A 24,896-nucleotide genomic window follows, 5' to 3' on the forward strand; every position below is an offset into this window, starting at 1 on the left:
TATTGAACAGTGTGTTAAATTACTTACTCCAAGCTCGTGTTATATTTAACTTGCCAACAAAAAAACCAATTGCAGTTGCTGCCATTAATTTATGTGGCTGACTCGGAATTAAGCTGACCGTACCAACAAAGATCCCAACTAAACCTAACCAAGTGCTCAATCTTACTGCTACCTGCGGGTGCATGGTACATGCTTTGATTTGTTTACCAACACACCACTTGGTAACAAAGCTAACTTGAAGGTCATAATTTCTTTGAGTTTCATCTATTCCAAGTTTTTCTCTATACCACGCATTCATCAAAACAACATTTGATTTATCAAGCAATTTTTTATTCATTTTGGATGAAATGCTATCTCGATACTTATTTTCAAAGTTACTATCTATAGACAATGCCTCGCAGATGATAGATTTACCATTAGTTTTATTTTTAATTTCAACAAGGCTTCGATTTAAAACATCAGAACCTTTGATCCAACACCAACCTGAGTTGATATCTTCAGCCAAAGAAGCCAGAACATAATAGTTCATCAATATAACAACCTTCTCTCTTTTAATTTAGCATTGGATTAAGAGGCAAATATTAGTCCGGCCCCGTGAGTGCCACAAGTGATTTGAATTATTTGTTATGCATTTGATTGAAGTTCACTTTTAAGTGCCGCAAATAAACCTGGTGCTGAATCCAAAACAAATGAAATCTGACTCTCTGAGACTACTTCCCCATGAACAGCATAGTTGCATATAGCCATAACTTCCAAGACCCCATTTATTATACTATGGGAGATCTTTTCATTTCTCTGAAGTTCCCGCAGAACCATATGCGTTGGAACGCGACGTGGGTCTATACCATTCAGACGAGAGTATTCATTAATAAGCTGTTCGAAGGAAAGACGAATTTTGAATAGATCAACACTCTCTTTCTGAATGTCATTAAAAAAATATAAATTGGATTTTTCTTTTTTTTCCACACCAAAACCGAACTCTCTAAGGGTTTCAGCAATTTGCTTTTTTATGTCTGGAATTTCAGCATCGTTAGCCGGAATCGGTGCCCCGCTGTTGATATGAACGTGGCTTGTATTAGATGAAGAAATATCAATCGATGATTGGAGCTCTACTTTCATTAGCGACAGTTGATGTGATATATCCTTTTTTAACTGTTCAATGTCTTGCTTAAGCTCTAAACCAAACAGCTTGACGTCCTTGAAGATTGGAGCAAGACAAACCGCCATCCACACCAAGAAAACAACCACATCGAAATAAGTTGGTTTCCCGCTAACAAGTTGGTCTTGTCTTAGATAGAGATAAACACCTAGAGCAATGACAAGGATTGCCCACCACGCGACTTTGAAATTGTTCGAGTTTAACATCGATTATCTAATTCCTTGGTGATGCATAAAATTTATTATGTGGAAAGCGTCCGTATAGAAATACGTTATTATTTCCATACATACTAAAATCTTCCTGTAGCTTTAAAAAAATATTAAAAACTCTTTCAATGTGTTATCTCAAGATTTCCCATATTGACTGTAGAATATAAGAAAACATTTCATCCACAACTCACAACACACCCCATACGAATCCATGTCATATATAAGAAAGTTTACCTAAGGGGGGAATGATTAGTAAGATGGGCTCATCTTTTCTTGCCAGTATCTATGAGTTGATGCTCACTGAACGCTATACCATGGGCACCATCAACACCCATCTATATTGGATTGCATTCTTCATCCGCAGCCAGCAGTAGCATCACCCACTGAGCCTCGGAAACGCTAAGGGACAGTAATTCCTTACGTTCTTGGATTGTGATCGACATGTCGCAGCAAAAACCCAGGCTCAGGCAGTCAATGCAATACTCTCGTTTTTCTTTATAAATCTGGCTTATTACGCCCTCGCTATCGATGGCATGCCAACATAGCAGCAAGCCTCCCAGCAGCCTTCTCTAGACAACGCTACCGCCCGCAGGCTAACCCCCCCAGTCTACGGTCTTGCAATCCATTTTGTGTACGCCAGCTCTCTTTGGGCATAGTGTGTTTGACCTGCACCACGGCTCAATCGACGATACCACTAGCCGGTTGAGACAATAAAACGAATAATCTACAACACTGCACTCATTTGAGTGCTTTTTCATGATTTATTCAACAGTATCATGCTTTTACAACCATGAACATGAGCTATATCACGACTAAAACCAATATTGTCAATGAAACGACTTTGTTGCTTAGCATGGTTCGTGCGGACTGATAATCACCAACAAGGGCGCAGAGGGGTTGATGTGGCTAATCTGCCGTTGAGCACTCAACGGCAATAAGAAAATCAGATTCTACCCAGTTTACGTTTTATAGCCTCTACGACCTAATTCACCTGCCGAGTTGTGGTGGTGATCGGTAATCTTTATTGGATGTCATGGGTTGCTCTGGTTAGATGCAGGTTAAGCGAGTAAATCCCCTCTTAATCAGCCTCAGAGCCTTGCTATGGCTGCGTTTGATGTAATGGCGGTTAGGCGGTTAGGTGAAGTTGCGGTAACGTGCTGTGAACGTTTGAGGAGCCCGTACATTTTTACTCAATAACATTTTATATAGAGATTACTTCATCAATTAACCAAAACCCACTGTAGGCCAGTCATAGCAAGGGTTTGAGGCTGGTTAAGAAGCTAGAAAAACCACTTAACATGCACTTAACCAATTAATCATCTACCCAATAGATGAGCAGAAAAAAGCCCCGCCTTATCGGCAGGGCTTAAGAGTCACTTGTCGGCTTTGCCCTTCTCTTTGGGGCTATCGACGGGCAGCAGGTACTCGGTCCTATTAGAACGCGCCCTGCGGCTCTGGAGCTTGCCCTCGCTCGCGAGCAACCGGAGTGCCTTACCCCAACTACTCGCCATGCTCAGCCTCTCACCGTGGCGGGCGCACAGCCCGCTCGCCGTGAGCCATTCAGATGAGGCCAGTGGACGCGATAGATGGTGGTGGTAAATAACCTCATAATATGGACCCTTGTCTGTGTGAGCATCGTTTTCCGATGCAGCTAGTGCAGCTGTTGCATCATCCAGAAACCACGTTGCTCCTGACTCATAGCGCTCCCTTACCTCCAGCCAAAACTGGCGCAGTTGCTCAGGGTCTGTCTGGGACAAACGGCCTGCACTCCAGCTCCAGCCCAGGACCGTATTGAGGCGCTCAACATCAGCTGCCGCAGCCAACTCGATAACCGCAAATCTCGCGTTACCGGTTGTATCCTTGAGAAAATCCGTCCCGTTGACCGTGGCAATAAATGAAGTCTGGCGCTTTTTGGTGGTCATGCTGCGGGCATAGGGTAGGCGATAGCTGTCGTTCTCTCGGGTCAAAAAAGCCTTGAGGCTACCCGCCTCATGTCGGGTCGTACTCTCAAGCTCAGCCAGCTCCACAACCCATGCAGACACTGCGCGACGAACATCATCAGGCTTGTCTGGATTGATGGCACAATCGAGGGTCGAACCTTGGACCACAGCAGCCAGACGGCTCACCCAGGCGCTTTTTCGATAGGACTGTGCCCCCACCAACACAGGCACCAATTTCGAGTACCAGCGCGGTTGATAGAGTGCAGCGACACACCCAACCAGCCATGCATGTAACACCGCACTCGCATAGGCAGGATTTGCCGCATTGAGGGTAGCAATCACCGCATCGATGCGCGGTTTCCCATCCCACGGTGCCCCACGTTCGAGCCACTGACGCACAGGGTGATAACTGTGGCGCTCACAAATTGCGATCAGGTGCTCCTCAATCACGGCATCCGGCACACCTGCCAACTGGCAGGCATCAACCAGCGCGGATCGCTGACCCGCCTCAGAGCCTCCCAGACGCTCACCATCCGCATCAGCCAGTTCTGCCTCACCCGTCATCAGGTTGTAGCGTGGATCCCAACCGTTGAATGTGATAAGAGCAGACAAATTCGAGCTGGTTTTGATGGGGCGGCCAGTAGGGCTCATATCCGGCAGAGTCAGCAGTTTACCCTGCATCACCGACCTGACAGCCTGCTGCACCTGTTGTGTGGCAGCACCGTCCTTCTGACCGTCATATGACGGAATATCATGCCCCGCTGTTTTGTTTTTATTATTTTTCATTTTTATTATCCTCGGTGTTATCACCTGATTGTTGTTATATATAACCTCTGCCATTTTCTACTTTTTAATTGAGTGGGGTAGTTAAAACATAAATGGCTCCACTCAATTAAATTCAAACCGTTTTTATGAATGGTATTGCGCCATCAATATGGATGACCGTCACCGAGATATTGGCGTCAAGGTAGTTCCTCCTCGTCCCTCGTCAGACTCCACCTTGACCCCTATACCCGCCTCCTTCGTCATCCCATATTGACCGCTTCATACCATCCATAAAAAAGGGTTCTCCACCCCACTCCGGTCGCTGCGCAACCTACGGGGGTTCCGGTCTCGTAACCTCGACACACCCCCATACTTACGTGCGTAAGTATGGTTTTCAATAGCGTGCTTACGGTTATATTTCTTTGCGTACTTACGATTGTTTTCATGGCGCACTTACGTGCGCATTCGTAAGTGTCACATGTTATATTTACGCCAATGAAGATCATAGTTAGGTGTTTGTATTTTCTAGCATGTTTATTTTATCGAGTGATAGTGGTTCTGATTATCGCGAAAGACCATCATCTTTTTGTTTATTTCTTTTTATATAGGCAGCCATCCCGGTTGATTTATCTTTCGCATTTGAACCCTCATTTGGCTCGACTACCAAAATTGGTGTGCTCGGCTGGATGTAATTTTTATTATCTGTAGACCGCACGCTATGAGTCACTCTAATATGGCTCAGGTCAGCATCAGCAGGACAGCTCGGCAAGCGCCCTCCTTTTGCTGATTTTCGATTTCCGTAACGATCAATCGAGGCTGTCGCTTGGTGCCCCATCAAATAGGCAATTTGTAAACGCCCCATACCTGATGCCTTGAGCTCAGAACCCATTTGATGGCGCCAGCTATAAAATGTAGGGAGATGTTTGCGCTTCGGCCATAAATTCTTCCCCGCAGCGCGTAGTTTGTCTTGCAGACACCCAACATTTACTTTTTGTGCTAATGTAACAAGCATATACAACGTCAGTGCTGTTATTCCATCCAGCTGTAACACTCTGTCAGCTCCGCGTGTACCATGATGGCTCTTTTTTGCTCCGATAACAGTTAGCCGATTACTATCGACTGTTACGCCAGCCAGCTCTGTGGGTCTGATACCGGTGAGTTTGAACAGTTTAATCGCAGCCACCATGCACTTATCATTCCGTGCATTAAAATAGTCAATAAGCGCAGTTTCATCTTCTGCTGCGATCGACTTAACTCGAGTCTGCTTCTGTTTAACGGAAAGCGTGCTGCCTTTGGCTGTGACTGGGTTATGCAATGCTAGAATGCGTGTAGCTGCATCGTCATATCCTAAGGTGCGTTGATGATGTGCAAGAGCCCCGCGTAGGCGACGCCAGTAGGCGGGCCGATATTCAGGAGCACAAGCCAACAATTCATCTGAGATATTTTTAGCAGTAAGTTTGATACATTTTCTTTCCAAACGAATATAAAAATGCTTTGCAATCTTTTCATATTCAATTTTTGTTTTATCAGTCGCCATCATCTTTCCTTAGGCTCTTAACGGCCCTTATTTAACGTGTTATCGAATCAATAATATATCGATGTGAATCACAGTAGTTATCGCTAATCTGATTGAGAATGCGGTTCACCAACATGTATGTTTTTCATTGATTGAGCAACCAGCCCTAATAAATATTGCTGAATTTGTGGGTCGGCAATTAATTTAGTCATGTCCAGTTCTGAGTTGTTGGCCGGAACCAGAGCCTGCGTCTCATTAAGGCGGAAACAACGAGCAAGAGCGTTTTCGGCTAATGTTTTGAAATCCGCAGCATCCTCAACTAACCATTTTCCATAATGACGCCTGATCATTGCGGTACTTGTATGCCCCATCTGTTTGGCAATCCATTCGATATTAACACCTGCGGACAACAGTTGACTGGCATAGGTATGTCTAAATTGCGATGGCCCTCGGTAGGCAACCCCCGCTGTGGCACAAAACGGCTCAAAAAAATCCTCTCTGAATTCATCGACGCTGGTGTATTGACGTCGCTTATCCGGATAATATGCTAATAAAGTCCGGCGCAGTTTGATCCGTGTACGATTGTCAGCACACATGACCGAAATCGCTTTCTCTTTGCGATGCCTAGCATGCTCCAGAAGAGTGCGTAGTGCCTGCACTGCGGGGACAGTCAACTCGACTGTTCGGCAGGAGCTTTTGGTTTTCGGCGTTTTATAGCAACCATCTACCAGGGCCAGATCAACACGCAGTGTGCGTTTATCCAGGTCGATAGCCTCACGGCTAATTGCCAACAATTCGCTGATCCGCAGTCCAGTGGAAATACCAACCTGGATTATTGCTGCACCAATAGGGTTGATATGTTGATGTGCAATAAATAACTGGATCTCTGATTGCAGGAATGGCTGAGGCTCTACCACCTCAAATCGACAATTTTTGACATGACACATCGGATTGATTTTTATAATGCCATCTCGATAGGCCCTGTTAAATACCTGTCGCATAATGTCAATATACTGATTGACCGTGTTCCCTTTGAGGCGTTTTAGCAGTTTGGCAATATACATTTCGATGTCGGTTGCATTAATATCAACCAACTTCTTTTTTCCCCATTTACGGATAAGCTGCCTGGCCTTTCTACACAAAACATCATAGGTTGCGTCTGATACCTGTTGGTATTTTATGTTCAGGTGTTCCTCTACTGCGGTTTTGAACGTTTTTTCACGAGGATCTGATTTTAGATTCTTGTTGTTTTTCATGTGCACCCTGTTTTTATTATTATAATTTCGCGCAGGATTACACTCAGTAAAAACCAAGTCAAATAAAAAGTGAAACCTAACAAAAACTAATTTAATGTCAACCTTCAATATATTTGAAATAAATAAATTGTCAAATTAATGACCAGTAACAGCAGAAGCAAGCCATACTGTTTTAATGATGAAAATCAACATGTTACCTTGCCAGGTGAGCACGTGAGTGGGTATACCTCACCCACTCAAATGCCTATTTCGCCTGATATTCGAAAATCGACTAAATCGCTGGGGATTAACTCGATTTTTTCTCGCAGCAACGCAATACCTAGTCGCTTGCCGTAGCGCCCAAACGTCAGGCCATTTTTACTGTGTCCCGCAAGTTCGGCCACAATATGCTCAGCAACGTCCGCCTGTTGCAGCTCATCGATAAACGAGTGTCTCATCCCGTAAATGGTGGGGCGGCCCTGACCTACGATGCCAGCATCATTGAGGTGGCGTTGGAAGCGACAGGTGATGTTATGCGCCCAGTCATCGTCTTTGCCTGATGGTTTGTCGTCGAACAAAAATACCTGCCCCTGACCGCGACGACTCTCCACATAGTCCAGGAATTGATGTCCGATCAACGCACTATGTAGCGGCACGGTACGGTACGCATTGGCACTCTTGAGCTGCTGATCCACCTCTCCCGCATCAACCATCAGACACCAAATCCCCTCGACCTGTTTGACGTTCAGAGTTTTGAGCTGACAGGCCTCAGAGGGACGCAGCCCTGCGTACAGGCACAAGAGCGGTACCCACCAGTCTTGCATTTTCAATTTTTGGCCTTTCTGGGATTGTTTGCTGCGCAGGCTGGCAAACAGTTGGGCCAGTTGAGGGCGATGCCAGCGCACTCGCTCTTCATCCGCCCGTTTGTTCGGTCTTTTACCTGCCGTCAGCCCATCGAAAGGGTTACGACTGCAATAGTCCAGTGCCACGCACCAACGGAAGAACTGTTTCAGGGCGGCGAGGTAATCCCCTTTGGTTTTGAAACTGAGGTTGGTCTTGCGCAGCAAGATGTTGCGGTACTCCTGCGCCAAGGTTGGGGTCACCTGATCGGCTTTGACCCCTTTGGCCCAGGTGACGAAGGCGTTGATCCGAAGTTGGAGCTGGCCCACCGACCTATGCTGGATCCCCTCACTGGTTTTAGTCTCGATGAATTTCGCCAATGCGTGGGTGAGCATGATCCCACTGCTGGGGCAAGCTGAGGCATCAACAGAAGGTTCACGAGGTGTGGAAGGTGTTTGAGGAGGGATGAACCCAGCAGCTTTGAAAGCGTCAAGATCGGCGCGGATCCAGCGATAGAAACTGCGAGGGGAAGTATCAGCAGGGGTAGCCGCGATAAGTGCGCGAGTACGAGCTGCCACAGCCAGGTTTCGGTCTACAGCGAGCTGACGATCTTTGGTGCAAAGGGAAGTACGGATAGCGAAGGGCAAGCCACGGTCACGTAGTGACTTAGGCAGCGGGAGACGAGTGTAGTAGGTGCCGGAGGCATTTTTACTCAGATACATGATTGTTCCACCCAGTTGATCCAGGAAAAAAATCACGTAAGTCTAGAAATGAAAAAACCCGTTGAAATTCAACGGGTTATATTTGGCGGTGAGGGAGGGATTCGAACCCTCGATACGTTGCCGTATACACACTTTCCAGGCGTGCTCCTTCAGCCACTCGGACACCTCACCAAATTTTGGTCTGTTGATTACAGTGTTCAGCCAACACTGGGTTCGCAGCACGGTTGCGCTGGAACGGGGCGTAATTTAGGGGAAAGCCCCGCCTGCGTCAACGGCTTTTTTCGCCAAAGAAACCGTTCGCACATTTAACGCACAAATCAATGCACAGATTCGGATCCGACCTGTATTTCAGGCAGATTCAGGAAGCCAAGGCGCTCGCATTCAGAGACCACTTCGTGGGTCGCGGCCGTGGTGCTTTCAACGAACAACAGGAACTGCTCCACGGAGAGGCCCGCCTTGGTGAAGACGGTGTGACCTACTATGAGGCGCGGCAGGTTGTCGTCGATGATATCGAGGAACACCTTGAGCGAGGGGTATTGCATGTTGAGACGACCCAGTTCGGCCATCAGCGGCAGCAGCGCCGAAGGGCGCACTTCCAGCTCGGATGAAAACAGCAACCCTTCCTCTTCGACAAAGATCCGGCTCTCCTGAATGCCGTCGACAGACTGCAGGGAGACAATGTGGATGCCATGACACTGGTCGCAAACATAGTGCTCGATGCGAGCCTGCTGCAACCAACGCATTATCATTTCAGAGCTGGGGATATTCATCATTTCCACGACACGATAAGGATCAAGGGGCGCAGTCTAAACCAATTTTCCGGCAACCAAAAGTGCAGTGGCCGGATAAGCGGGGGCTCCGCTTCTTTTTGGCAAGCGCTATGCATATACTCAGCCCATTCTCGCACCACCTTCGCTCGACAGAAGGCCAGATGACCATCCAAGAAAAGTATCGCCTGCATCTGAAATCCCTCTCGGATGAACTGCTGACTCTGCAAAAGCCCATCCGTATTCTGGATGCCATCAAGTGGCCTCGTCATCTTCAGGCCGAGTTTCTGGCCAAAGGGGGACGAGCGTTGCCCGCCATCGGCCAGCACTTCTACGAAGCCCTCCCCCTTGGCTTCGATCCACGCAACAAGTATCTGGAGCTCAAAGAGCTGAGGGACAGGATCCGCAGAAAGCTGGGCCCCCAGGACGATCTGGGCCGCATCCTGCAAGAAACGGTCGATCAGTACATGGTGGTGATCGAGATGCTCCGCCAGCGCGGGCAACCTGATTTCCTGCGCTACAGCCAATTGCTCTATGGCTCCGCCAGCGACCACCTGCGCGGCGATCGCAAGACTCTCAAGGAGCTGGGTGCCCGTCTGTGCGATATCTTCTCCCTGCCCGGTGCCCGTCATCTGGTGCGCCCCTACCCCAAGGAGTTTGAAGGGGAAGCGGCGGTCGCCAAGCTGCAGGGCAAGCTGTCGAGCTATTTCAGCGAGGGAACTGTGCAGGTCAAGTTGAGCGATGGCATCGTCTCGGATGCCGCCGCCGGTGGGGATTACATCAAGCTCAGCTCCCACGCCCGCTTCTCCGAGCTGGATCTGCAAGTGCTGGAAGTACACGAAGGCTGGGTCCACGTGGGCACGACCTTGAACGGCCGCCAGCAACCCTACGCCACCTGGCTCAGTGCCGGCTCGCCGCGGATCACCGCTTGTCAGGAGGGGCTGGCAGTATTGATTGAAACCCTCACCTTCAGCTCCTTTCCGGATCGGGCCAAGCGCATCTCGGACAGGGTGATGGCCATCGACATGGCGGAGCACGGCGCCGACTTTGTCGAAGTGTTCCAGCACTTTGTGAAACAAGGCACCAGCGAGCACGATGCCTACAAGATCACCCAGCGGGTATTTCGCGGCGGCATGGTCAAAGGGGGGGCCTGCTTTACCAAGGATCTCTCCTACGTGCGTGGCTACGTGGAAACGGTCAACTTCATTCGCAGCGCCGTGCTGGAAGGGGTACCTGAAATCCTGCCCATGCTGTTCGTCGGCAAGGTGACGCTGGATGACATTCCCGTGCTCTATCAGCACTATCTGGAGGGCTTGATCGATGCCCCCCGCTATCTGCCCCCCATGTTTCGCGACCTCACCGGACTCTATGTCTGGTTTGGTTTCGCCTCCGGCATGTCTCTGGTGGACATAGGCCGGGTACAGCACCATTTTCGCCAACTGTTTCACCGCCTGCCGGTGGCCGACCCCATCATAGCGCCGGTGGATATAGAGATAGACTGAGCCGCTGGCGGCAACAAAAAAGGCGCCATAGAGGCGCCCTTGCTGTCATTCCTATCAGGCTATTTATATGCCCGCCCGGCCAGATAGTGCTTGCGGCACAGGGACACATAACGATCGTTGCCACCTATCTCCACCTGCTCCCCATCGCGCATCACCTGCCCGGCTTCGCTCACCCGTGAGTTCATGTGGGCCTTGTTGCCACACCAGCAGATGCTTTTGAGCTCCTCAAACTTGTCAGCGAGGCATAGCAGATGGTAGGAGCCGGGGAACAGCTCCCCCCGAAAGTCGGTCTTCAGACCATAGGCGATCACCGGAATATCCTGCTCATCGACGATGCGGGCCAGCTGGTAGACCTGTTCGCGGGCCAGAAACTGGGCCTCATCGACGATGAACACATCGATGCGCTTTACTGCATGGCGCGCCTTGACCATGTCGAACAGATCGCAGGTATCACTGAACACCTCCACCTTCAACTCCAATCCAACCCGGGCACTGATCACCCCGGCGCCGAAGCGATCGTCGATGGCCGGTGTCATGGCCAGGGGCTGCATGCCACGCTCCAGATAATTGAAGTGGGCCTGGATGAGCTGGGTGGATTTGCCTGAATTCATGGTGGCAAATTTGTAGTGCAGTGAAGCCATTATGCTGTTCCGAAACTGAATTTATGGGGCGCATGCTAACCAAAGCCCCGGACAAAACCAAGGGGCCCATGGGCCCCCTGCTCTTCAAGTGTGTTTTTTGTGCGTTATGCGGTGGCCAGCGCCGGTCGTGTTTTCGCTTTGCGCAGGTGATAAGTGGTAAACACCACGAACCAGAGCGCACTGACGCTAAAGCCCGCCAGCACGGAATGCATCAACCCCATGGCCAGGTAGCCGAGCGCGGCACCAAAGGCGATGGTCAGCGCATAGGGCAGCTGGGTCATGACGTGATCGATATGATGGCAACCGGCACCCGTGGCCGACAATATGCTGGTACTGGAGATGGGCGAGCTGTGATCCCCGAACACTGAGCCTGCGAGTACGGCGGCCAGCATAGGCAACATCAGGCTGATGTCGCTGGCGGCCGCCATGTCACCGGCCAGGGGCAACATGATGCCGAAGGTGCCCCAGCTGGTACCTGTAGCAAATGCCATGGCGCAGGAGAGGATAAACACCACAGCAGGCAGCACTTCGATCGGCAGGTTGCCGTTCGCCAGGGAAGCCAGATATTTACCGGTTTCCACATCCCGCACCACAGAGCCGATAGCCCAGGCAAACAGCAGAATAGTGATCGCCGGCAGCATGGCCATCACCCCTTGGGGCGCGGCCTTGATCCAGTTCTTGGCACCCAGCTTGAGGCGCAGCGCCAGGCCGATGGAAACCACCAGGCTGCACAAGGCACCGTAAACCAGAGAGGAGCCGACATTGGTGTTCTCGAACGAACCGAGCACGCTGAAGGGCAGCCCCTTTTCGCTCAGCACGGCAGCCCCGGAGTCAATCATGAAGTAGACGGTTGCGGCGGTCAGCGTCAGGATCGGCAGCACCATGTCAATCATGCCGCCATTGCTCTCCTCCGGGCTCTCCATATCCAGACCGATGGGACGGCCCTTGGACTCATCCCACAGCTTGCCTTCCAGCGCCCACTGCTCATGTTGACGCATGGGGCCGATATCGAACTGAAACGCGATTACCACCAGTACCATGATCAGGGTGAACACGGCGTAGAGGTTCATCGGGATCATCTCGACAAACGCAGCAATCGGGCTCTGCTCGGTCAGACCGTGCGCCGCCATGATGCCGCCTACCAGGGCGATAATGTAGGCCCCCCAAGAGGAGATGGGCATAAGCACACAGACGGGAGCCGCAGTGGAGTCGAGCAGATAAGCCAGCTTGGCGCGGGAGATCTGGAAGCGATCCGTCACCGGACGGCAGATGGCTCCCACCGACAGACTGTGAAAGAAGTCATCAATAAAGAAGGCAAACACCATCATGCCGGTGAGCGCCTTGGCCCCCTTGCGGGTCTTGGCACGGCGCTCGGCCCACTCGGCAAAGGCGCGGGTGGCGCCGGAGACGCTCATCAGGCTGATGAGGCCACCCAACAGCAGCATGAACAGTATCATGTTGACGTTGTCACGATTGAGCGCGCCATCGACCCAGAAGATCTTGAGCACTGTGTTCAAGATGTAATGCAGGGAGTCGAGGGGAGAAAACTGATTGAGCAGCAGGCTGCCGGTCAGGATCCCCGCCCCCAGCGACAGCAGGACGCGGCGGGTCAGGATCGCCAGGGCGACGGCCAACAAGGGGGGAACGACAGACCAACCTGAGTCGGCGTACTGAATGATGTCCATGATCTCTTTGCACCTAAAGACAGCAGGTGGAGATCTACCGAGAGGATAAAGAAACAAAACCCATGGGGAGGTCATACTCCTCAGCCCCTTCAGGTAGCGCTCCATAGTGGATGACTATGGCAGTCCTGCACCTGTTCGATGCAGAACCAGCAGCCCGGTATGATGGCCTGGCTACTTCGGCGCTGACTCCTTTCCTTGTGCATCACAGGCATCACCCTCCGCACAAGTAGTCATAGGCAGCGCGCCTCTACTTAAAGGTATTCGGGGCACATTTTATCGTGCTGGCACGTTATGGCAAGTTTTTTGATTAAATCCCCACGTTGGCCATTTTAAAATGGGGAAAAGGTAGTCAAATGGTGCAAATATTTTGGTTTTGTCGCTATTTTCATCTACTTGGAACTCAGTCGGGTATGACGTATTCAATATTACTGAATCCAGTCTGAACTCAAAACAGTTCACTTATTTTGCACGCTGAATTTATTATTTTGCTTATCTTGACTTAATAGCAAGCTGGCGTATAAATTACCCAAAATTACTCTTTTGATTTAATTCCCTCCTTTGCTCGCGTGGTGGACACTATGAACGAATTCTTGAAAGTACTGCTGAATATCCGTAGCTTGCGCGCAGCGTGCCGTGAGTTGACTCTGGAACAATTGGAAGAGGGGCTGGAAAAACTCTCCGCTATTGTTGCCGAACGTCAGCAGGATGAAGCCGCCGATCGTCAAGCCCGTGAAGAACATCAGCGCAAAATTAACGAATATACCGAAATGCTGAAAGCCGCTGGCATTGATCCTGCCGAGCTGGTTGGCACAGTGGCTAACGAGCCAGCCAAGGCTGCGAAAAAAGGCAAGCGTGCCCCACGCCCTGCCAAATACCGCTATCTGGATAATGGTGTTGAAAAAACCTGGACCGGTCAGGGCCGTATGCCTTCCGCGATTGCCAAGGCCGTTGCCGAAGGCAAATCCATCGAGGAATTTGCCATCTGATTGGCAAATCACCGACCAATAAAAAACCTCGCACTGCGAGGTTTTTTATTGCCTGACATAACGCCATCAGCCCCGTTCGGCCGCCTTGACCCAGAGCACTTCCGGCGTCCCGGTGCAGGCCAGCAGGTAGCGGGCTATGGTGAAGAACCAGTCACTCAGCCGGTTTACATAGGGCAGTATGGCCGGATTGATCTGCTCTGCACGACTCAAACTCAGCAGCAGGCGCTCACAGCGACGGGTCAGGGTTCGCACCACGTGAGCTTGTGACGCAGCACGGGAACCACTGGGCAAAATGAAATTGCGCAGCAGGGGTAAATTGGCGCTGTAGGCATCGATTTGCTGCTCAAGGCGCAAGGTCCATTCGTTATTTACCTGCCAGATGGCCTCATGCTGGCCATCGCTGGAAAAAGCCAACTCCCCACCCAAATCGAACAACTCTTGCTGCAATAATACCAGGTCGGCTAATAAACCGGTTTCAGCTGCGGGCACCTCCGCAATGAGCAGACCTATATGAGAATTCAATTCATCGATATAGCCATAGGTTTCGACCCGCAGCTCATCCTTGGCCAATTGCACACCATCGGCCAGTCGGGTCATGCCTTTATCGCCCTGCCTCGTATATATCCTCATACCGACATCCTGTTAATAATGGGAACAATCATGGATTCGAGCCCGTTCAGCTTGATTTCATAGGCAAGGGCCAGCGTTTGACCCAGCGCACCGGCAGGAAAACCGGTGCGTGCCATCCACACCAGATAGGGCTCCGGAATATCGATGATCCGCCGCCCCTGATATTTACCGTAAGGCATCTTGTTGGCCAGGGTGAGCAGCACAAGCTCGTCGGATAACCACTCCATATTAATCAATATCCAGATATTTATGAGTCTGGATAGATAGCCGCCAATTACGGGCAATACAGACTGCCATCGCCAGCTGGGTAGCACGGGGCTTCTGGCTGATGGGCTGCAGCGCAATTTCCACATCCGGGCGCAAAGTGGCGGTTGCCAGCAGGGCATCGAGCTCCTCGATATGGCGCTCGGTCGCGACCGGGTGCTTGATTTCGTTGGCACGCTCAAGCGCCGATACCAGCACGGGCAGGCCCCCCTTCATACCAATCTTGGGCGAAACTGTGACCCAGGTACTGTCGTGAGTCTTGATCTCGCTGGTACCGCTGGTTTCGATCTGCACCTGATATCCCGCCGCCAGCAAGACGGTGGAGAGCTCATGCAGATCATAGAGGCAAGGCTCGCCCCCCGTGATCACCACATGACGAGCCTGATAACCCAGCTGCTGGAAACTGGCCAGGATCTGATCCGTGCTCATCTTGCTCCAGCTATCAGACTCGTTGGAGCAGTCCAGCACCGCCTGTACCCCCACTTCACGAGCAGGATCGACAATCCAGGTATGACGGGTATCGCACCAGGGACAACCCACGGGGCAGCCTTGCAGGCGAACGAAGATGGCGGGCAGGCCGGTGAAGATGCCCTCCCCCTGGATGGTCTGGAATATCTCGTTGATTGGGTAGTGCATCACGGTCACGGCTTGTTGCAAAAGTCGCGGATTATACCCCAAGCAAGGGCAAGACGCAGGCTCACAGTCCGCTTTTCTCACACAATCCGGTTTTCTCGTACAGCCGGGCCATGATCCCCGCCTTGTCGGCCAGATACAGATCCAGCCCCCGGCTACGCAGTTCGCAGGCAGGACAGTGACCACAGCCATCGCCAGCAATGCCGTTATAACAGGTGAGCGTCTGCTGGCGCACCGTCTCCAGGTGGCCGTAGTAATCCGCCAGCGCCCAGGTTTCAGCCTTGTCGAGCCACATCAGCGGGGTTTCAAAACGGATGCTGCGATCAAGCCCCAGAGAGACGGCCTGATTGAGCGACTTGACGAATTCGTCACGGCAATCTGGGTAGCCGGAAAAATCAGTCTCGCACACCCCTGTGATCACCGCCTCGGCACCCACCTGGTAGGCATAGATGGACGCCAGGGTCAGAAACAATATGTTGCGGCCCGGTACGAAGGTGTTGGGCAGGCCGTTGTCCTGCAATTCACCACTGACCGGGATCTCGTCCCGGGTCAGGGCCGAGACGGCCAGTTCATTGAGCAGGGTCACATCCATCACCTTGTGGGCGGCGATCCCAAACTGAGTGGCCAACCGGCGAGCAGTCTCAATCTCCTCCCGATGGCGCTGGCCATAATCGAAGGTAATGGCGTGCACCTCGTCATAATGGGCCAGAGCCTGTACCAGACAGGTGGTACTGTCCTGCCCACCACTGAATACTACGACGGCTTTTTTCACGTTCATCACTCCTGGTTTGCAATTCACACGCGGCGACCTTGTGCAAAGTCATGCCACTGCTGGTTTAAATGGGTAAAGAGGGTCATCAGCGGGGCGAAGCGTTCGGGCTCCCCCTCCCACTGGGACAACAGATGGTAGCCAGCCTCCAGGGTCGACAGTGCCTCGGGAAAGGGTTTCTTGCGAATGGAGTACTGGCCAGGGATGGCGCCGAGCTTGATCCTGGGCAACCGCAGCAAGGCCGGATTGCTGTGCAACATGCGATACGCCTTGCGCCAGGTGCCATCGAGCAGGATGAAGCAGACCTTGCCGCCCTCATCGTTTTGCACGATTCGCTCTCGCACCTGATCAAGCCTCAGAGCCTGCTCGTCGGGCCAGAGCAGATAACAGTGCATCTTGGGATCCGCCAGCAAGGCATTGAGCCACTGAGCCCCGGCAAAGTCTTCTCCCACATGAATACGGGCCCGGGTCAGGGACGCGGCCAGCAGAGCGGCTGTACCCTTGGGATGCCCTGCTTCGCTCGGGTGCTGCAGAATATGAAGGGGAGCGAGATGGGATACCTGCCGAATATAATCACAAAGGCAGGCTTTGAGGGCTCTGGTGCAACGTGTACAGTATCGACTGTTCTTGTCGTTGGGCCGTTTCATGTCGTCTGAAAAATCAGGATTGCTCTGGGTTATCACGCTTTCACTCGCCAGCTTGTTGCTCTTTTTCACCGTACCGAATCACCTGCTCTCCTTCGAGCGAGCCCTGATCGCCCAAGGCGAAGGGTGGCGCATCATAACAGGCAATCTGGCCCATACCAATCTGTGGCACCTGCTGCTCAACCTGAGCGGTCTGTGCGTGCTCTACAGTCTGTTTCGGGAATACCTGACGGGTTGCCGCCTGCCGGTACTGCTGCTGCTCTTGGGTTGCGCCGTCGGCCTCGGGATCTGGTGGTGGTGTCCGCAAACCCAGTGGTATATGGGGTTGTCAGGGGCCTTGCACGGCCTGTTCGTATGGGGAGCCTTGCAGGATATCCGCTATCGCCGCTATTCGGGCTGGCTGATGTTGCTGGGGGTGACCATCAAACTGGGGGTGGACTTCTACAGCGCGGGGGGAAGTCCGGTATCTGCCCTTATCGGCGCACGGGTACACATAGAGTCACATCTGATTGGTTCGGGAGCTGGCCTGTTGCTCGGCCTGCTGCCCGTCAGTCTGGGTACCCAAACCATCAAGGAGTGACTTCTACCGGCAGAGTGCCGTGCCGGCAGAACAGGACAGGACAGGCCGGGCGGTCAATCGGCCTGTCCCCTTCGAACCTTATCGCCCTGCCAGCTCGGTATTGATGCTTGAGAGAGTAGCGGCGGGATCATCTGCCTGAGTGATGGGCCGACCAATCACCAGATAGTCAGCCCCTGCATCCATCGCAGCACGCGGCGTCATCACCCGGCGCTGATCACCTGCATCAGATCCCGCTGGGCGAATACCTGGCGTCACCAGCTTGAAGTCTGCACCAAGCAAGGCTTTCAGCTCGCAGGCTTCATTGGCGGAACAGACCACCCCATCCAGCCCCGAGGCTTTGGCCAGTGTGGCCAGACGGATCACCTGCTCGGCAGGGCTCACATCCAGACCAAGCGGCGCCATGTCGGCTTGCTCCATGCTGGTCAACACTGTCACACCGATCAACAGGGGAGCCTTGTCACCATAGGGAACCAGCGCCTCCTTGGCGGCACGCATCATCCGCTCGCCACCGCTGGCATGGACGTTGACCATCCAGACACCCAGCTCGGCACTGGCGGCCACAGCCTTGGCCACTGTGTTGGGAATGTCGTGAAACTTCAGATCCAGAAAGACATCGAATCCCCTGACCACCAGCTGGCGTACAAACTGGGGACCAAACAGGGTGAACATCTCCTTGCCGACCTTGAGGCGGCACTGGGCCGGAGAGATACGTTCAATGAACGCGAAGGCATCGGCCTCGTGCTGATAATCCAGCGCTACCAGTACTTTGGGATCTAGCATCTCACTTCCTATTGATTGTTATCACTATCTGGTTTGTCGCTCACCATCCAGACCCGGCCTGATGGCGCTGCCGCAGCACCGGAAGTACTTGGCATCTCATTTTCTATCGATTACTCACCATCCAGGCCACGGATCGGCTTGATGGAACCCCACTGGCGACAGGATGGGCATTGCCAGAACAGCGAGTGGGTGGCAAAACCACACTGCCGACACTTGTGGGTTGATTTGATCTTGATCTGATCGCCGACCAGTTGTTGCAGCAGCTCCAGACTCTCCTTGGCGGGCCCCTCCTCCGCGCTGGCCAGCTGAAAGCCCACCAACTGGTAGAATCCCTTCATGGAGGGGTGACGGCGCAACTGACGCAGCACCAGAGCACGGGCCTGGTTCAGGCCATCGCGCTCCTCCACCAGTTTGGCAAGGGCCAGGGTCACGCTCACCCCGGCGTGATCCTCCACCGCCTGCTCCAGCAAGGGAATGAGTTCGAGGGAACGCCCCTGGCGCTGGTAGCACTCTGTGAGGTGAGGGATGGCTTCGGAGGCAAAATCCATGTCCTGCTCGAACACCCGCAGCAGATCCTTGCCGGCCTGTTCATAGTCTTGTGCCACCATCGCCAGCTCGGCCAAGCGCAGGCTGGCACGGGCACAGGCAGGATTGACCCCCAGCGCACGTTTGAGCTTGGCGCGCCCCATAGACTCATCGCCATCACGCAAGGCACTCTCCGCCTGTTCGCAATAGAAATGGGAAATGGGATCGGCCAGCTTCTTGCCCTGATATTTCTGCAGTCGCACTGCGACATCGATGGCCTTGTCCCAGTCACGCAACTGCTGATGGATGATCAACAACTGGGCCAGCGCCGTCTCTTCATAGTCGCTGTCTTCGCACAGCTCGTTCCAGAGCGCTTCGGCGCGGTCGAGCAAACCGGCAGCCAGAAAGTCACGGGCCAGCTCCTGCAACGCAAGCTGACGCTGTTCACGGGTCAGCTGACGGGTGACTAGGTTCTGGTGGATCTTGATGGCTCTGTCCACCTCGCCACGCTGGCGAAACAGGTTACCAAGAGAGAGGTGTGTTTCGATGGTTTCGCTGTCCACTTCCAGCAGCTGGATAAAAAGATCCACCGCCTTGTCCGACTCGTCAGACAGCAAATAGTTGAGGCCCGCCACGTACTGGCGGGAGAATTGATTACTCTGTTTCTGGGTGTCCTGGCGAACACTCCTGCGCCCCATGTACCAGCCATAACCGGCGGCGATGGGCAACAGCAGGAAAAGCAGTTCAAGCATCTAGGGACATTATTCCTTGACTGTCGACCGAGCCAGCTCCAACTCGCGGGATTGACGACGCATGGTGCGATTGAGGGTGCGGTTCTGCATCTTGAGACGCAAGAACAGCAGACCAAAGACCAGCCAGCCCAGCAGGAAGCCACCGCCAAAGAAGAGACCCAGCAACATGGAGAGCGAAAACTCCCCTTGGGCAATCAAATAATTGAACTGCACCAGCTGACCATTTTGCGAACCGATGGCCAGGGTCAGAATAAACACCAGCACCAGCGGAATGAGGGCCAAGATACGCTTCATAGGAGCTCCCTGTCAGTATCTAATGAAAGGCTGATTATCCTTAAAATCACGGGCAGACTCTAGAGCGAATGGGAAAAGACTTGGAGAAACCAGACAATTGACACAAGAGAAGCCACAAAAACAAAAAAGGCATACCCAAGTATGCCGTTTTCTGCATTATTCAATAATGTTCACGCGCTCGCGCAACTCTTTGCCAGGTTTGAAATGAGGGACATATTTCCCGGTCAGTTCAACCTTGTCCCCGGTCTTGGGATTACGACCCACGCGGGGGGCACGATAGTGCAGTGAAAAACTTCCAAATCCACGGATTTCAATCCGGTCGCCGTTTTGCAAAGTCGATGCCATCTGCTCAAGGATCTCCTTGATGGCAGCTTCGACATCTTTGGCCGGCATATGCATGCGGCTCGCAGCCAATTGTTCGATGAGATCTGATTTGGTCATAACGTTAAATCTCCTTCCCCGATCACATGCAATATTCATTACGCCAATATAAAAAAGGGCGGCGTGAAGCCGCCCTTTTCTTGCATCAAGGATTATTCACCCTTGGCAGCTTTGAACGCTTCCATCATAGCATTGCTGAACACAACTTCTTCTTGTTGGTTCAGGCTATCGATAGCAACACGCTCGTCAGCCTCGTCCTTCGCACGGACAGACAGGCTTACGGTGCGGTTCTTACGATCAACGCCCATGAACTTGGCTTCAACTTCATCACCAACGGACAGTACCAGAGTTGCGTCTTCGACACGGTCACGAGCAGCGTCGGAGGCACGCAGGTAGCCTTCTACGCCGTCAGCCAGTTCGATCACGGCACCCTTGGCATCAACCTCGGTAACCTTACCCTTCACAATAGCACCTTTCTTGTTATCAGACAGGTACTTATTGAACGGGTCTTCTTCGATCTGCTTGACACCCAGGGAGATGCGCTCACGCTCCGGATCCACTTGCAGAACAACGGCTTCGATCTCGTCGCCTTTCTTGAATTCACGAACTGCTTCTTCACCCTGGTTGTTCCAAGAGATGTCAGACAGGTGAACCAGACCGTCGATGCCGCCGTCCAGACCGATGAAGATACCAAAGTCAGTGATAGACTTGATTTTACCGGAAACACGGTCGCCCTTGGCGTGAGTTTCGGCAAACAGCTGCCACGGGTTGGATTTGCACTGCTTCAGACCCAGGGAGATACGACGACGTTCTTCGTCGATATCCAGAACCATCACGTCAACCACGTCGCCAACGTTAACAACTTTGGACGGGTGGATGTTCTTGTTGGTCCAATCCATCTCGGATACGTGTACCAGGCCTTCAACGCCTTCTTCGATTTCAACGAAGCAGCCGTAGTCGGTCAGGTTGGTCACGCGGCCAGACAGACGGGTGGTCTCCGGGTAACGCTTGGCGATAGCAACCCAGGGATCTTCGCCCAGCTGCTTCAGACCCAGAGATACACGGGTACGCTCGCGGTCGAACTTCAGAACCTTGACTGCGATCTCGTCGCCAACGTTGACGATTTCGGAAGGATGCTTAACGCGCTTCCACGCCATGTCGGTGATGTGCAGCAGGCCGTCAACACCGCCCAGATCTACGAATGCACCGTAGTCGGTCAGGTTCTTGACGATACCCTTGACTTCTTGACCTTCTTGCAGGTTAGCCAGCAGGCTCTCGCGCTCGGAGGTGTTCTCGGTCTCGATCACGGCACGACGGGAAACAACAACGTTGTTGCGCTTCTGGTCCAGCTTGATGACTTTGAACTCGAGTTCTTTGTTTTCCAGGTGAGCGGTGTCACGGATCGGACGCACGTCAACCAGAGAACCCGGCAGGAAGGCACGGATGCCATTCAGTTCAACGGTGAAACCACCCTTGACCTTGCCGTTGATGATACCGATAACGGTAGCTTGCTCTTCGTAAGCTTTTTCAAGCTGCAGCCAGGCTTCGTGGCGCTTGGCTTTTTCACGGGACAGCTTGGTTTCGCCGAAACCATCTTCGATAGAGTCCAGAGCTACGTCAACAGTGTCACCCACACTGATTTCCAGCTCGCCCAGGGCGTTCTTGAATTCTTCAGCCGGGATGGCGGACTCAGATTTCAGACCGGCGTCAACCAGTACGAAACCGTTCTCGATAGCAACGACAGTACCCTTGACGATGGAACCTTGACGGGTTTCAACGGAGTTCAGGGACTCTTCAAAGAGTTGAGCAAAAGATTCGATCATTGTTTATTTCACAAATGAAACATCCACTTGCAATCCGGCACAAGCGGGGCTGTTTTAAATAATCTGCGCCATCCTTGGTGCAGACGACCGGATGTCAGCTTGCGCTGGCATCACCAAGTTGTTGCTCTGCATAGGCGAGCACTGTTGCCAGCACTTCATCTATGGTCATGGCGGTAGAATCCACCACGAGAGCATCTTCTGCCGCTTTAAGGGGCGCTACGGCGCGATTTCTGTCGCGATCGTCACGTTCCCGAATCTCGGTTAAAAGACGCTCAAAGTTAACATCAAAGCCCTTATCTTGCAACTGCTTATAGCGGCGCTGGGCCCGTTCTTCCGCACTGGCGTCGAGGAAAATTTTTACCTCTGCGTCCGGAAAAACCACGGTACCCATGTCTCTGCCGTCAGCAATCAGGCCAGGGGTTTGACGAAATGCACGCTGGCGGCGCAGCAGGGCTTCACGCACCCGAGGAAAGGCAGCAATTTTGCTCGCGGCATTGCCCACCTCTTCGGTACGAATGGTGCGGGAGACATCCTCCCCTTCCAGCACCACCTTGACCTGTTCGCTATCCACCTGGAACTGCACATCCAGATTGGCAGCAAGGGGGACCAGCGCAGCTTCAGAATCGAGTTCCACATCATGGTGCAAGGCAGCCAGGGCCAATACCCGGTAGATGGCGCCGGAATCGAGCAGGTGCCAACCCAGTTTTTCAGCCAGCAACTGACACAAGGTGCCTTTACCTGCACCACTCGGGCCATCGATTGTCATCACGGGGGCCATCTGAGGCATAACTTATCTCCTGCACACTTGTTGCACACATCCCGGAGGGAATGAGGTAATGGGCGCCGATTATACCCAAATGTGCCGAGTCTGGCAGTCGTCAGGGCGCACATTTGCGCAAAAGCCGTCGCGACTGCGTTGTTTGTGTACAACTACTCAAGTCATTAAATAGCACAAGGTTTTGTTCTTATGGTTGTTATGGACAAGGCGCGCTAAACTGGCCGCCCTTTTTAAGCAGCTGTAGTAAGGAGCAACCTATGAGCAGCGTTACCCTCGTGGCCAAATCCAAGTTGCCGACCCCCTGGGGCACCTTCACGCTGGTAGGCTTTCAGGAAGCCGGCACCGGCAAGGATCATGCTGCGCTGGTGATGGGCGATGTCACAGGCGATGAGCCTGTGCTGGGCCGTATTCACTCTGAATGCCTGACCGGAGATGCCTTGTTCAGCCTTCGCTGCGACTGCGGCTTCCAATTGCAGGCAGCCATGGAGAACATCGCCAAAGCGGGTCGTGGCGTTTTGTTGTATGTACGCCAGGAAGGGCGTGGCATCGGCCTGCTCAACAAGATCCGGGCCTATCATCTGCAGGATCAGGGCGCCGATACCGTCGAAGCCAATGTGGCGCTGGGCTTTGCTGCCGACATGCGCGACTACACCATCTGTGCCGATATGCTCAAGGCGTTGAACGTCACCAGCCTGCGCCTGATGACCAATAATCCACGCAAGATGAAGGCGATGGAGAGCTTTGGCATTCCGGTGACGGAGCGGGTTCCCCTGCAGGAAGGCCGCAATCCTCACAACGAGTTCTACCTCTCGACCAAAGCGAATAAATTGGACCACATGTTCAAGAAGTGAGCCTCACAACGAGGCCTGCCTTTTGGCCAAAGCGAACAAGCTGGATCACAGGTTCAGAAAATGACTCCGGTGATCAGACGCTGGCATAAAAGCGCCTCCCATCGGGAGGCGTTTTTTATTGATTCAAGCTGCTCGCTGGCACGACGCTAGCGAACCGGCAGCTCTATATCGGCAAACATGGCATCCACGTCATCGCTGGAGCGCAGCGCGATGGCGCGCTCCACCACATCCCGGGTCAGGTGCGGGGCAAAACGGGTCATGAAGTCGTACATATAGGTGCGCAGGAAAGATCCTTTACGAAATCCTATCTTGGTGGTGCTGTGAGCAAACAGATGGCTGGCATCGAGAGCCACCAAATCGGTATCAACCTGCTGATCCAGCGCCATGGTCGCCATCACCCCTATCCCGACGCCCAGTCGCACATAGGTTTTGATCACATCGGCATCGGTCGCGGTAAAGACGATATTGGGCTCGAAACCGGCCCGATTGAAAGCGAGATCCAGCTCGGATCGGCCGGTAAATCCGAACACATAGGTCACCAGCGGGAAGCGGGCGATATCCGCAATGGAGAGCTTGCCAACCTGGGTCAAGGGGTGTCCCTTGGGAACAATGACGCTGCGATTCCAGTGGTAGCAAGGCAGCATGATGAGATCTTCATACAGGTGCAGCGCCTCGGTGGCGATGGCAAAGTCGGCTTGCCCCTTGACCACGGCTTCACTGATCTGGGTCGGGGTACCCTGGTGCATGTGCAGAGACACCTTGGGGAAGCGCTTGATGAAGCCCTTGATCACATCGGGCAACGCATAACGAGCCTGGGTATGGGTGGTCGCAATATGCAGCGTGCCTTGCTCGGGATGAGTATGCTGGCTCGCCACCGATTTGATGCTCTCCACCTTGCCCAGGATCTCGTTGGCAATCTTGATCACGTCCCGCCCTGCCGGGGTGATCTGGGTCAGATGCTTGCCGCTTCGCTCGAAAATCTGGATCCCCAGCTCATCTTCCAGCATGCGCACCTGCTTGCTGATCCCTGGCTGAGAGGTGTAGAGGCTCGCTGCCGTTGCCGACACGTTCAGTCTGTGATTGGCAACCTCAACGATATAACGCAACTGTTGGAGTTTCATGATGTTAGGCTCTAAAGGCGACTTGAACTAAGGAAGGTGCGAATAAGCGGGGAAATTCTTCTCGGCTGACTCAGTCATTTCATTTCTTCATGTTTGAGCCGATT

Annotated in this window: 25 protein-coding genes, 1 tRNA gene and 1 riboswitch; of the genes, 4 read left to right on the top strand and 22 right to left on the bottom strand. The window is 52.8% G+C overall.

The window, feature by feature from the left end:
• Positions 1–19: 19 nt before the first annotated feature.
• The 8 genes from OKC28_RS19105 to OKC28_RS19140 all read right to left on the bottom strand — a co-directional run bounded on the left by OKC28_RS19105 (position 20) and on the right by OKC28_RS19140 (position 9,159).
• A complete protein-coding gene (locus OKC28_RS19105; RefSeq protein ID WP_270690935.1) occupies positions 20–529 on the bottom strand; it encodes a hypothetical protein in 510 nt (169 codons plus the stop codon).
• Between the two features lie 95 nt (positions 530–624).
• Positions 625–1,365 carry a hypothetical protein gene (locus OKC28_RS19110; RefSeq protein WP_270690937.1) on the bottom strand — a complete coding sequence of 247 codons (741 nt, stop codon included), beginning with the start codon at positions 1,363–1,365 and terminating at the stop codon, positions 625–627.
• A gap of 1,376 nt (positions 1,366–2,741) precedes the next feature.
• The gene (locus OKC28_RS19115) at positions 2,742–4,094 is read right to left on the bottom strand and encodes a VapE domain-containing protein (protein ID WP_113721244.1); all 1,353 of its coding nucleotides are present in this window, start codon (positions 4,092–4,094) and stop codon (positions 2,742–2,744) included.
• 541 nt (positions 4,095–4,635) lie between these two features.
• On the bottom strand, positions 4,636–5,613 hold the full coding sequence (locus tag OKC28_RS19120; RefSeq protein WP_224209814.1) for a site-specific integrase: 978 nt from the start codon (positions 5,611–5,613) through the stop codon (positions 4,636–4,638).
• Between the two features lie 80 nt (positions 5,614–5,693).
• Positions 5,694–6,845 carry a tyrosine-type recombinase/integrase gene (locus tag OKC28_RS19125; RefSeq protein WP_182958437.1) on the bottom strand — a complete coding sequence of 384 codons (1,152 nt, stop codon included), beginning with the start codon at positions 6,843–6,845 and terminating at the stop codon, positions 5,694–5,696.
• Between the two features lie 236 nt (positions 6,846–7,081).
• Positions 7,082–8,386: a site-specific integrase gene (locus OKC28_RS19130; protein ID WP_234921177.1), complete on the bottom strand. Its 1,305-nt coding sequence runs from the start codon at positions 8,384–8,386 to the stop codon at positions 7,082–7,084.
• An 83-nt stretch (positions 8,387–8,469) separates the two neighbouring features.
• Positions 8,470–8,557 (bottom strand) — tRNA-Ser (locus OKC28_RS19135).
• A gap of 146 nt (positions 8,558–8,703) precedes the next feature.
• A complete protein-coding gene (locus OKC28_RS19140) occupies positions 8,704–9,159 on the bottom strand; it encodes a YbjN domain-containing protein (protein ID WP_080561576.1) in 456 nt (151 codons plus the stop codon).
• Between the two features lie 158 nt (positions 9,160–9,317).
• Between OKC28_RS19140 and OKC28_RS19145 the strand changes: the two genes are divergently transcribed.
• Positions 9,318–10,655 carry a flavohemoglobin expression-modulating QEGLA motif protein gene (locus tag OKC28_RS19145; RefSeq protein WP_256683928.1) on the top strand — a complete coding sequence of 446 codons (1,338 nt, stop codon included), beginning with the start codon at positions 9,318–9,320 and terminating at the stop codon, positions 10,653–10,655.
• Between the two features lie 59 nt (positions 10,656–10,714).
• Here the strand turns inward: OKC28_RS19145 and OKC28_RS19150 are convergent, their stop codons facing one another.
• Both OKC28_RS19150 and OKC28_RS19155 read right to left on the bottom strand, forming a co-directional pair.
• Positions 10,715–11,296, bottom strand: a complete 582-nt coding sequence (locus OKC28_RS19150; protein ID WP_256683929.1) for a thymidine kinase — start codon at positions 11,294–11,296, stop codon at positions 10,715–10,717.
• Between the two features lie 104 nt (positions 11,297–11,400).
• Positions 11,401–12,981 carry a Na+/H+ antiporter NhaC family protein gene (locus tag OKC28_RS19155; RefSeq protein ID WP_058394088.1) on the bottom strand — a complete coding sequence of 527 codons (1,581 nt, stop codon included), beginning with the start codon at positions 12,979–12,981 and terminating at the stop codon, positions 11,401–11,403.
• An 86-nt stretch (positions 12,982–13,067) separates the two neighbouring features.
• A riboswitch (Lysine riboswitch) is annotated at positions 13,068–13,239 on the bottom strand.
• Between the two features lie 320 nt (positions 13,240–13,559).
• Between OKC28_RS19155 and OKC28_RS19160 the strand changes: the two genes are divergently transcribed.
• Positions 13,560–13,967: an H-NS family histone-like protein gene (locus OKC28_RS19160; RefSeq protein ID WP_058394089.1), complete on the top strand. Its 408-nt coding sequence runs from the start codon at positions 13,560–13,562 to the stop codon at positions 13,965–13,967.
• A gap of 66 nt (positions 13,968–14,033) precedes the next feature.
• Here OKC28_RS19160 and OKC28_RS19165 read toward each other — a convergent pair whose 3' ends face one another.
• From OKC28_RS19165 to OKC28_RS19185, 5 genes are all read right to left on the bottom strand, one after another.
• Positions 14,034–14,597 (bottom strand): cob(I)yrinic acid a,c-diamide adenosyltransferase, encoded by a 564-nt coding sequence (locus OKC28_RS19165; protein WP_011898638.1) that lies wholly within the window; start codon positions 14,595–14,597, stop codon positions 14,034–14,036.
• The gene (locus OKC28_RS19170) at positions 14,594–14,824 is read right to left on the bottom strand and encodes a DUF3820 family protein (protein WP_256683931.1); all 231 of its coding nucleotides are present in this window, start codon (positions 14,822–14,824) and stop codon (positions 14,594–14,596) included. Before OKC28_RS19170 ends, OKC28_RS19165 begins: the two co-directional genes overlap by 4 nt.
• Before the next feature lies 1 nt (position 14,825).
• On the bottom strand, positions 14,826–15,497 hold the full coding sequence (gene queE / locus OKC28_RS19175; RefSeq protein ID WP_005315059.1) for a 7-carboxy-7-deazaguanine synthase QueE: 672 nt from the start codon (positions 15,495–15,497) through the stop codon (positions 14,826–14,828).
• Positions 15,498–15,558: 61 nt separating this feature from the next.
• A complete protein-coding gene (gene queC / locus OKC28_RS19180) occupies positions 15,559–16,266 on the bottom strand; it encodes a 7-cyano-7-deazaguanine synthase QueC (protein ID WP_256683933.1) in 708 nt (235 codons plus the stop codon).
• A gap of 23 nt (positions 16,267–16,289) precedes the next feature.
• Entirely contained in the window at positions 16,290–16,910 is a 621-nt protein-coding gene (locus OKC28_RS19185) for a tRNA-uridine aminocarboxypropyltransferase (RefSeq protein ID WP_234576684.1), read from the bottom strand.
• Between OKC28_RS19185 and rrtA the strand changes: the two genes are divergently transcribed.
• Positions 16,909–17,487: a rhombosortase gene (gene rrtA, locus OKC28_RS19190; RefSeq protein ID WP_241778224.1), complete on the top strand. Its 579-nt coding sequence runs from the start codon at positions 16,909–16,911 to the stop codon at positions 17,485–17,487. The two genes, OKC28_RS19185 and rrtA, sit on opposite strands and share 2 nt — an antisense overlap.
• 78 nt (positions 17,488–17,565) lie before the next feature.
• On the opposite strand, the gene pyrF is transcribed toward rrtA, so the two are convergent.
• The 6 genes from pyrF to cmk form a co-directional block, all read right to left on the bottom strand.
• Entirely contained in the window at positions 17,566–18,267 is a 702-nt protein-coding gene (gene pyrF, locus OKC28_RS19195; protein WP_021140298.1) for an orotidine-5'-phosphate decarboxylase, read from the bottom strand.
• Positions 18,268–18,377: 110 nt separating this feature from the next.
• A complete protein-coding gene (lapB, locus tag OKC28_RS19200) occupies positions 18,378–19,544 on the bottom strand; it encodes a lipopolysaccharide assembly protein LapB (protein WP_005315046.1) in 1,167 nt (388 codons plus the stop codon).
• A gap of 9 nt (positions 19,545–19,553) precedes the next feature.
• Entirely contained in the window at positions 19,554–19,838 is a 285-nt protein-coding gene (locus OKC28_RS19205) for a LapA family protein (RefSeq protein WP_005315045.1), read from the bottom strand.
• A 156-nt stretch (positions 19,839–19,994) separates the two neighbouring features.
• On the bottom strand, positions 19,995–20,279 hold the full coding sequence (ihfB, locus tag OKC28_RS19210) for an integration host factor subunit beta (RefSeq protein WP_005299934.1): 285 nt from the start codon (positions 20,277–20,279) through the stop codon (positions 19,995–19,997).
• Positions 20,280–20,371: 92 nt separating this feature from the next.
• The gene (gene rpsA / locus OKC28_RS19215) at positions 20,372–22,042 is read right to left on the bottom strand and encodes a 30S ribosomal protein S1 (RefSeq protein ID WP_005315043.1); all 1,671 of its coding nucleotides are present in this window, start codon (positions 22,040–22,042) and stop codon (positions 20,372–20,374) included.
• 94 nt (positions 22,043–22,136) lie between these two features.
• The gene (cmk, locus tag OKC28_RS19220) at positions 22,137–22,829 is read right to left on the bottom strand and encodes a (d)CMP kinase (protein ID WP_021140654.1); all 693 of its coding nucleotides are present in this window, start codon (positions 22,827–22,829) and stop codon (positions 22,137–22,139) included.
• A gap of 248 nt (positions 22,830–23,077) precedes the next feature.
• Between cmk and ribA the strand changes: the two genes are divergently transcribed.
• Positions 23,078–23,671, top strand: a complete 594-nt coding sequence (gene ribA, locus OKC28_RS19225) for a GTP cyclohydrolase II (RefSeq protein ID WP_021140653.1) — start codon at positions 23,078–23,080, stop codon at positions 23,669–23,671.
• A 146-nt stretch (positions 23,672–23,817) separates the two neighbouring features.
• Here ribA and cysB read toward each other — a convergent pair whose 3' ends face one another.
• The gene (cysB, locus tag OKC28_RS19230) at positions 23,818–24,792 is read right to left on the bottom strand and encodes an HTH-type transcriptional regulator CysB (protein WP_256683941.1); all 975 of its coding nucleotides are present in this window, start codon (positions 24,790–24,792) and stop codon (positions 23,818–23,820) included.
• Positions 24,793–24,896 lie beyond the last annotated feature (104 nt).

Source organism: Aeromonas sp. D3, from assembly GCF_027705025.1.
Taxonomy (GTDB): domain Bacteria; phylum Pseudomonadota; class Gammaproteobacteria; order Enterobacterales; family Aeromonadaceae; genus Aeromonas; species Aeromonas salmonicida.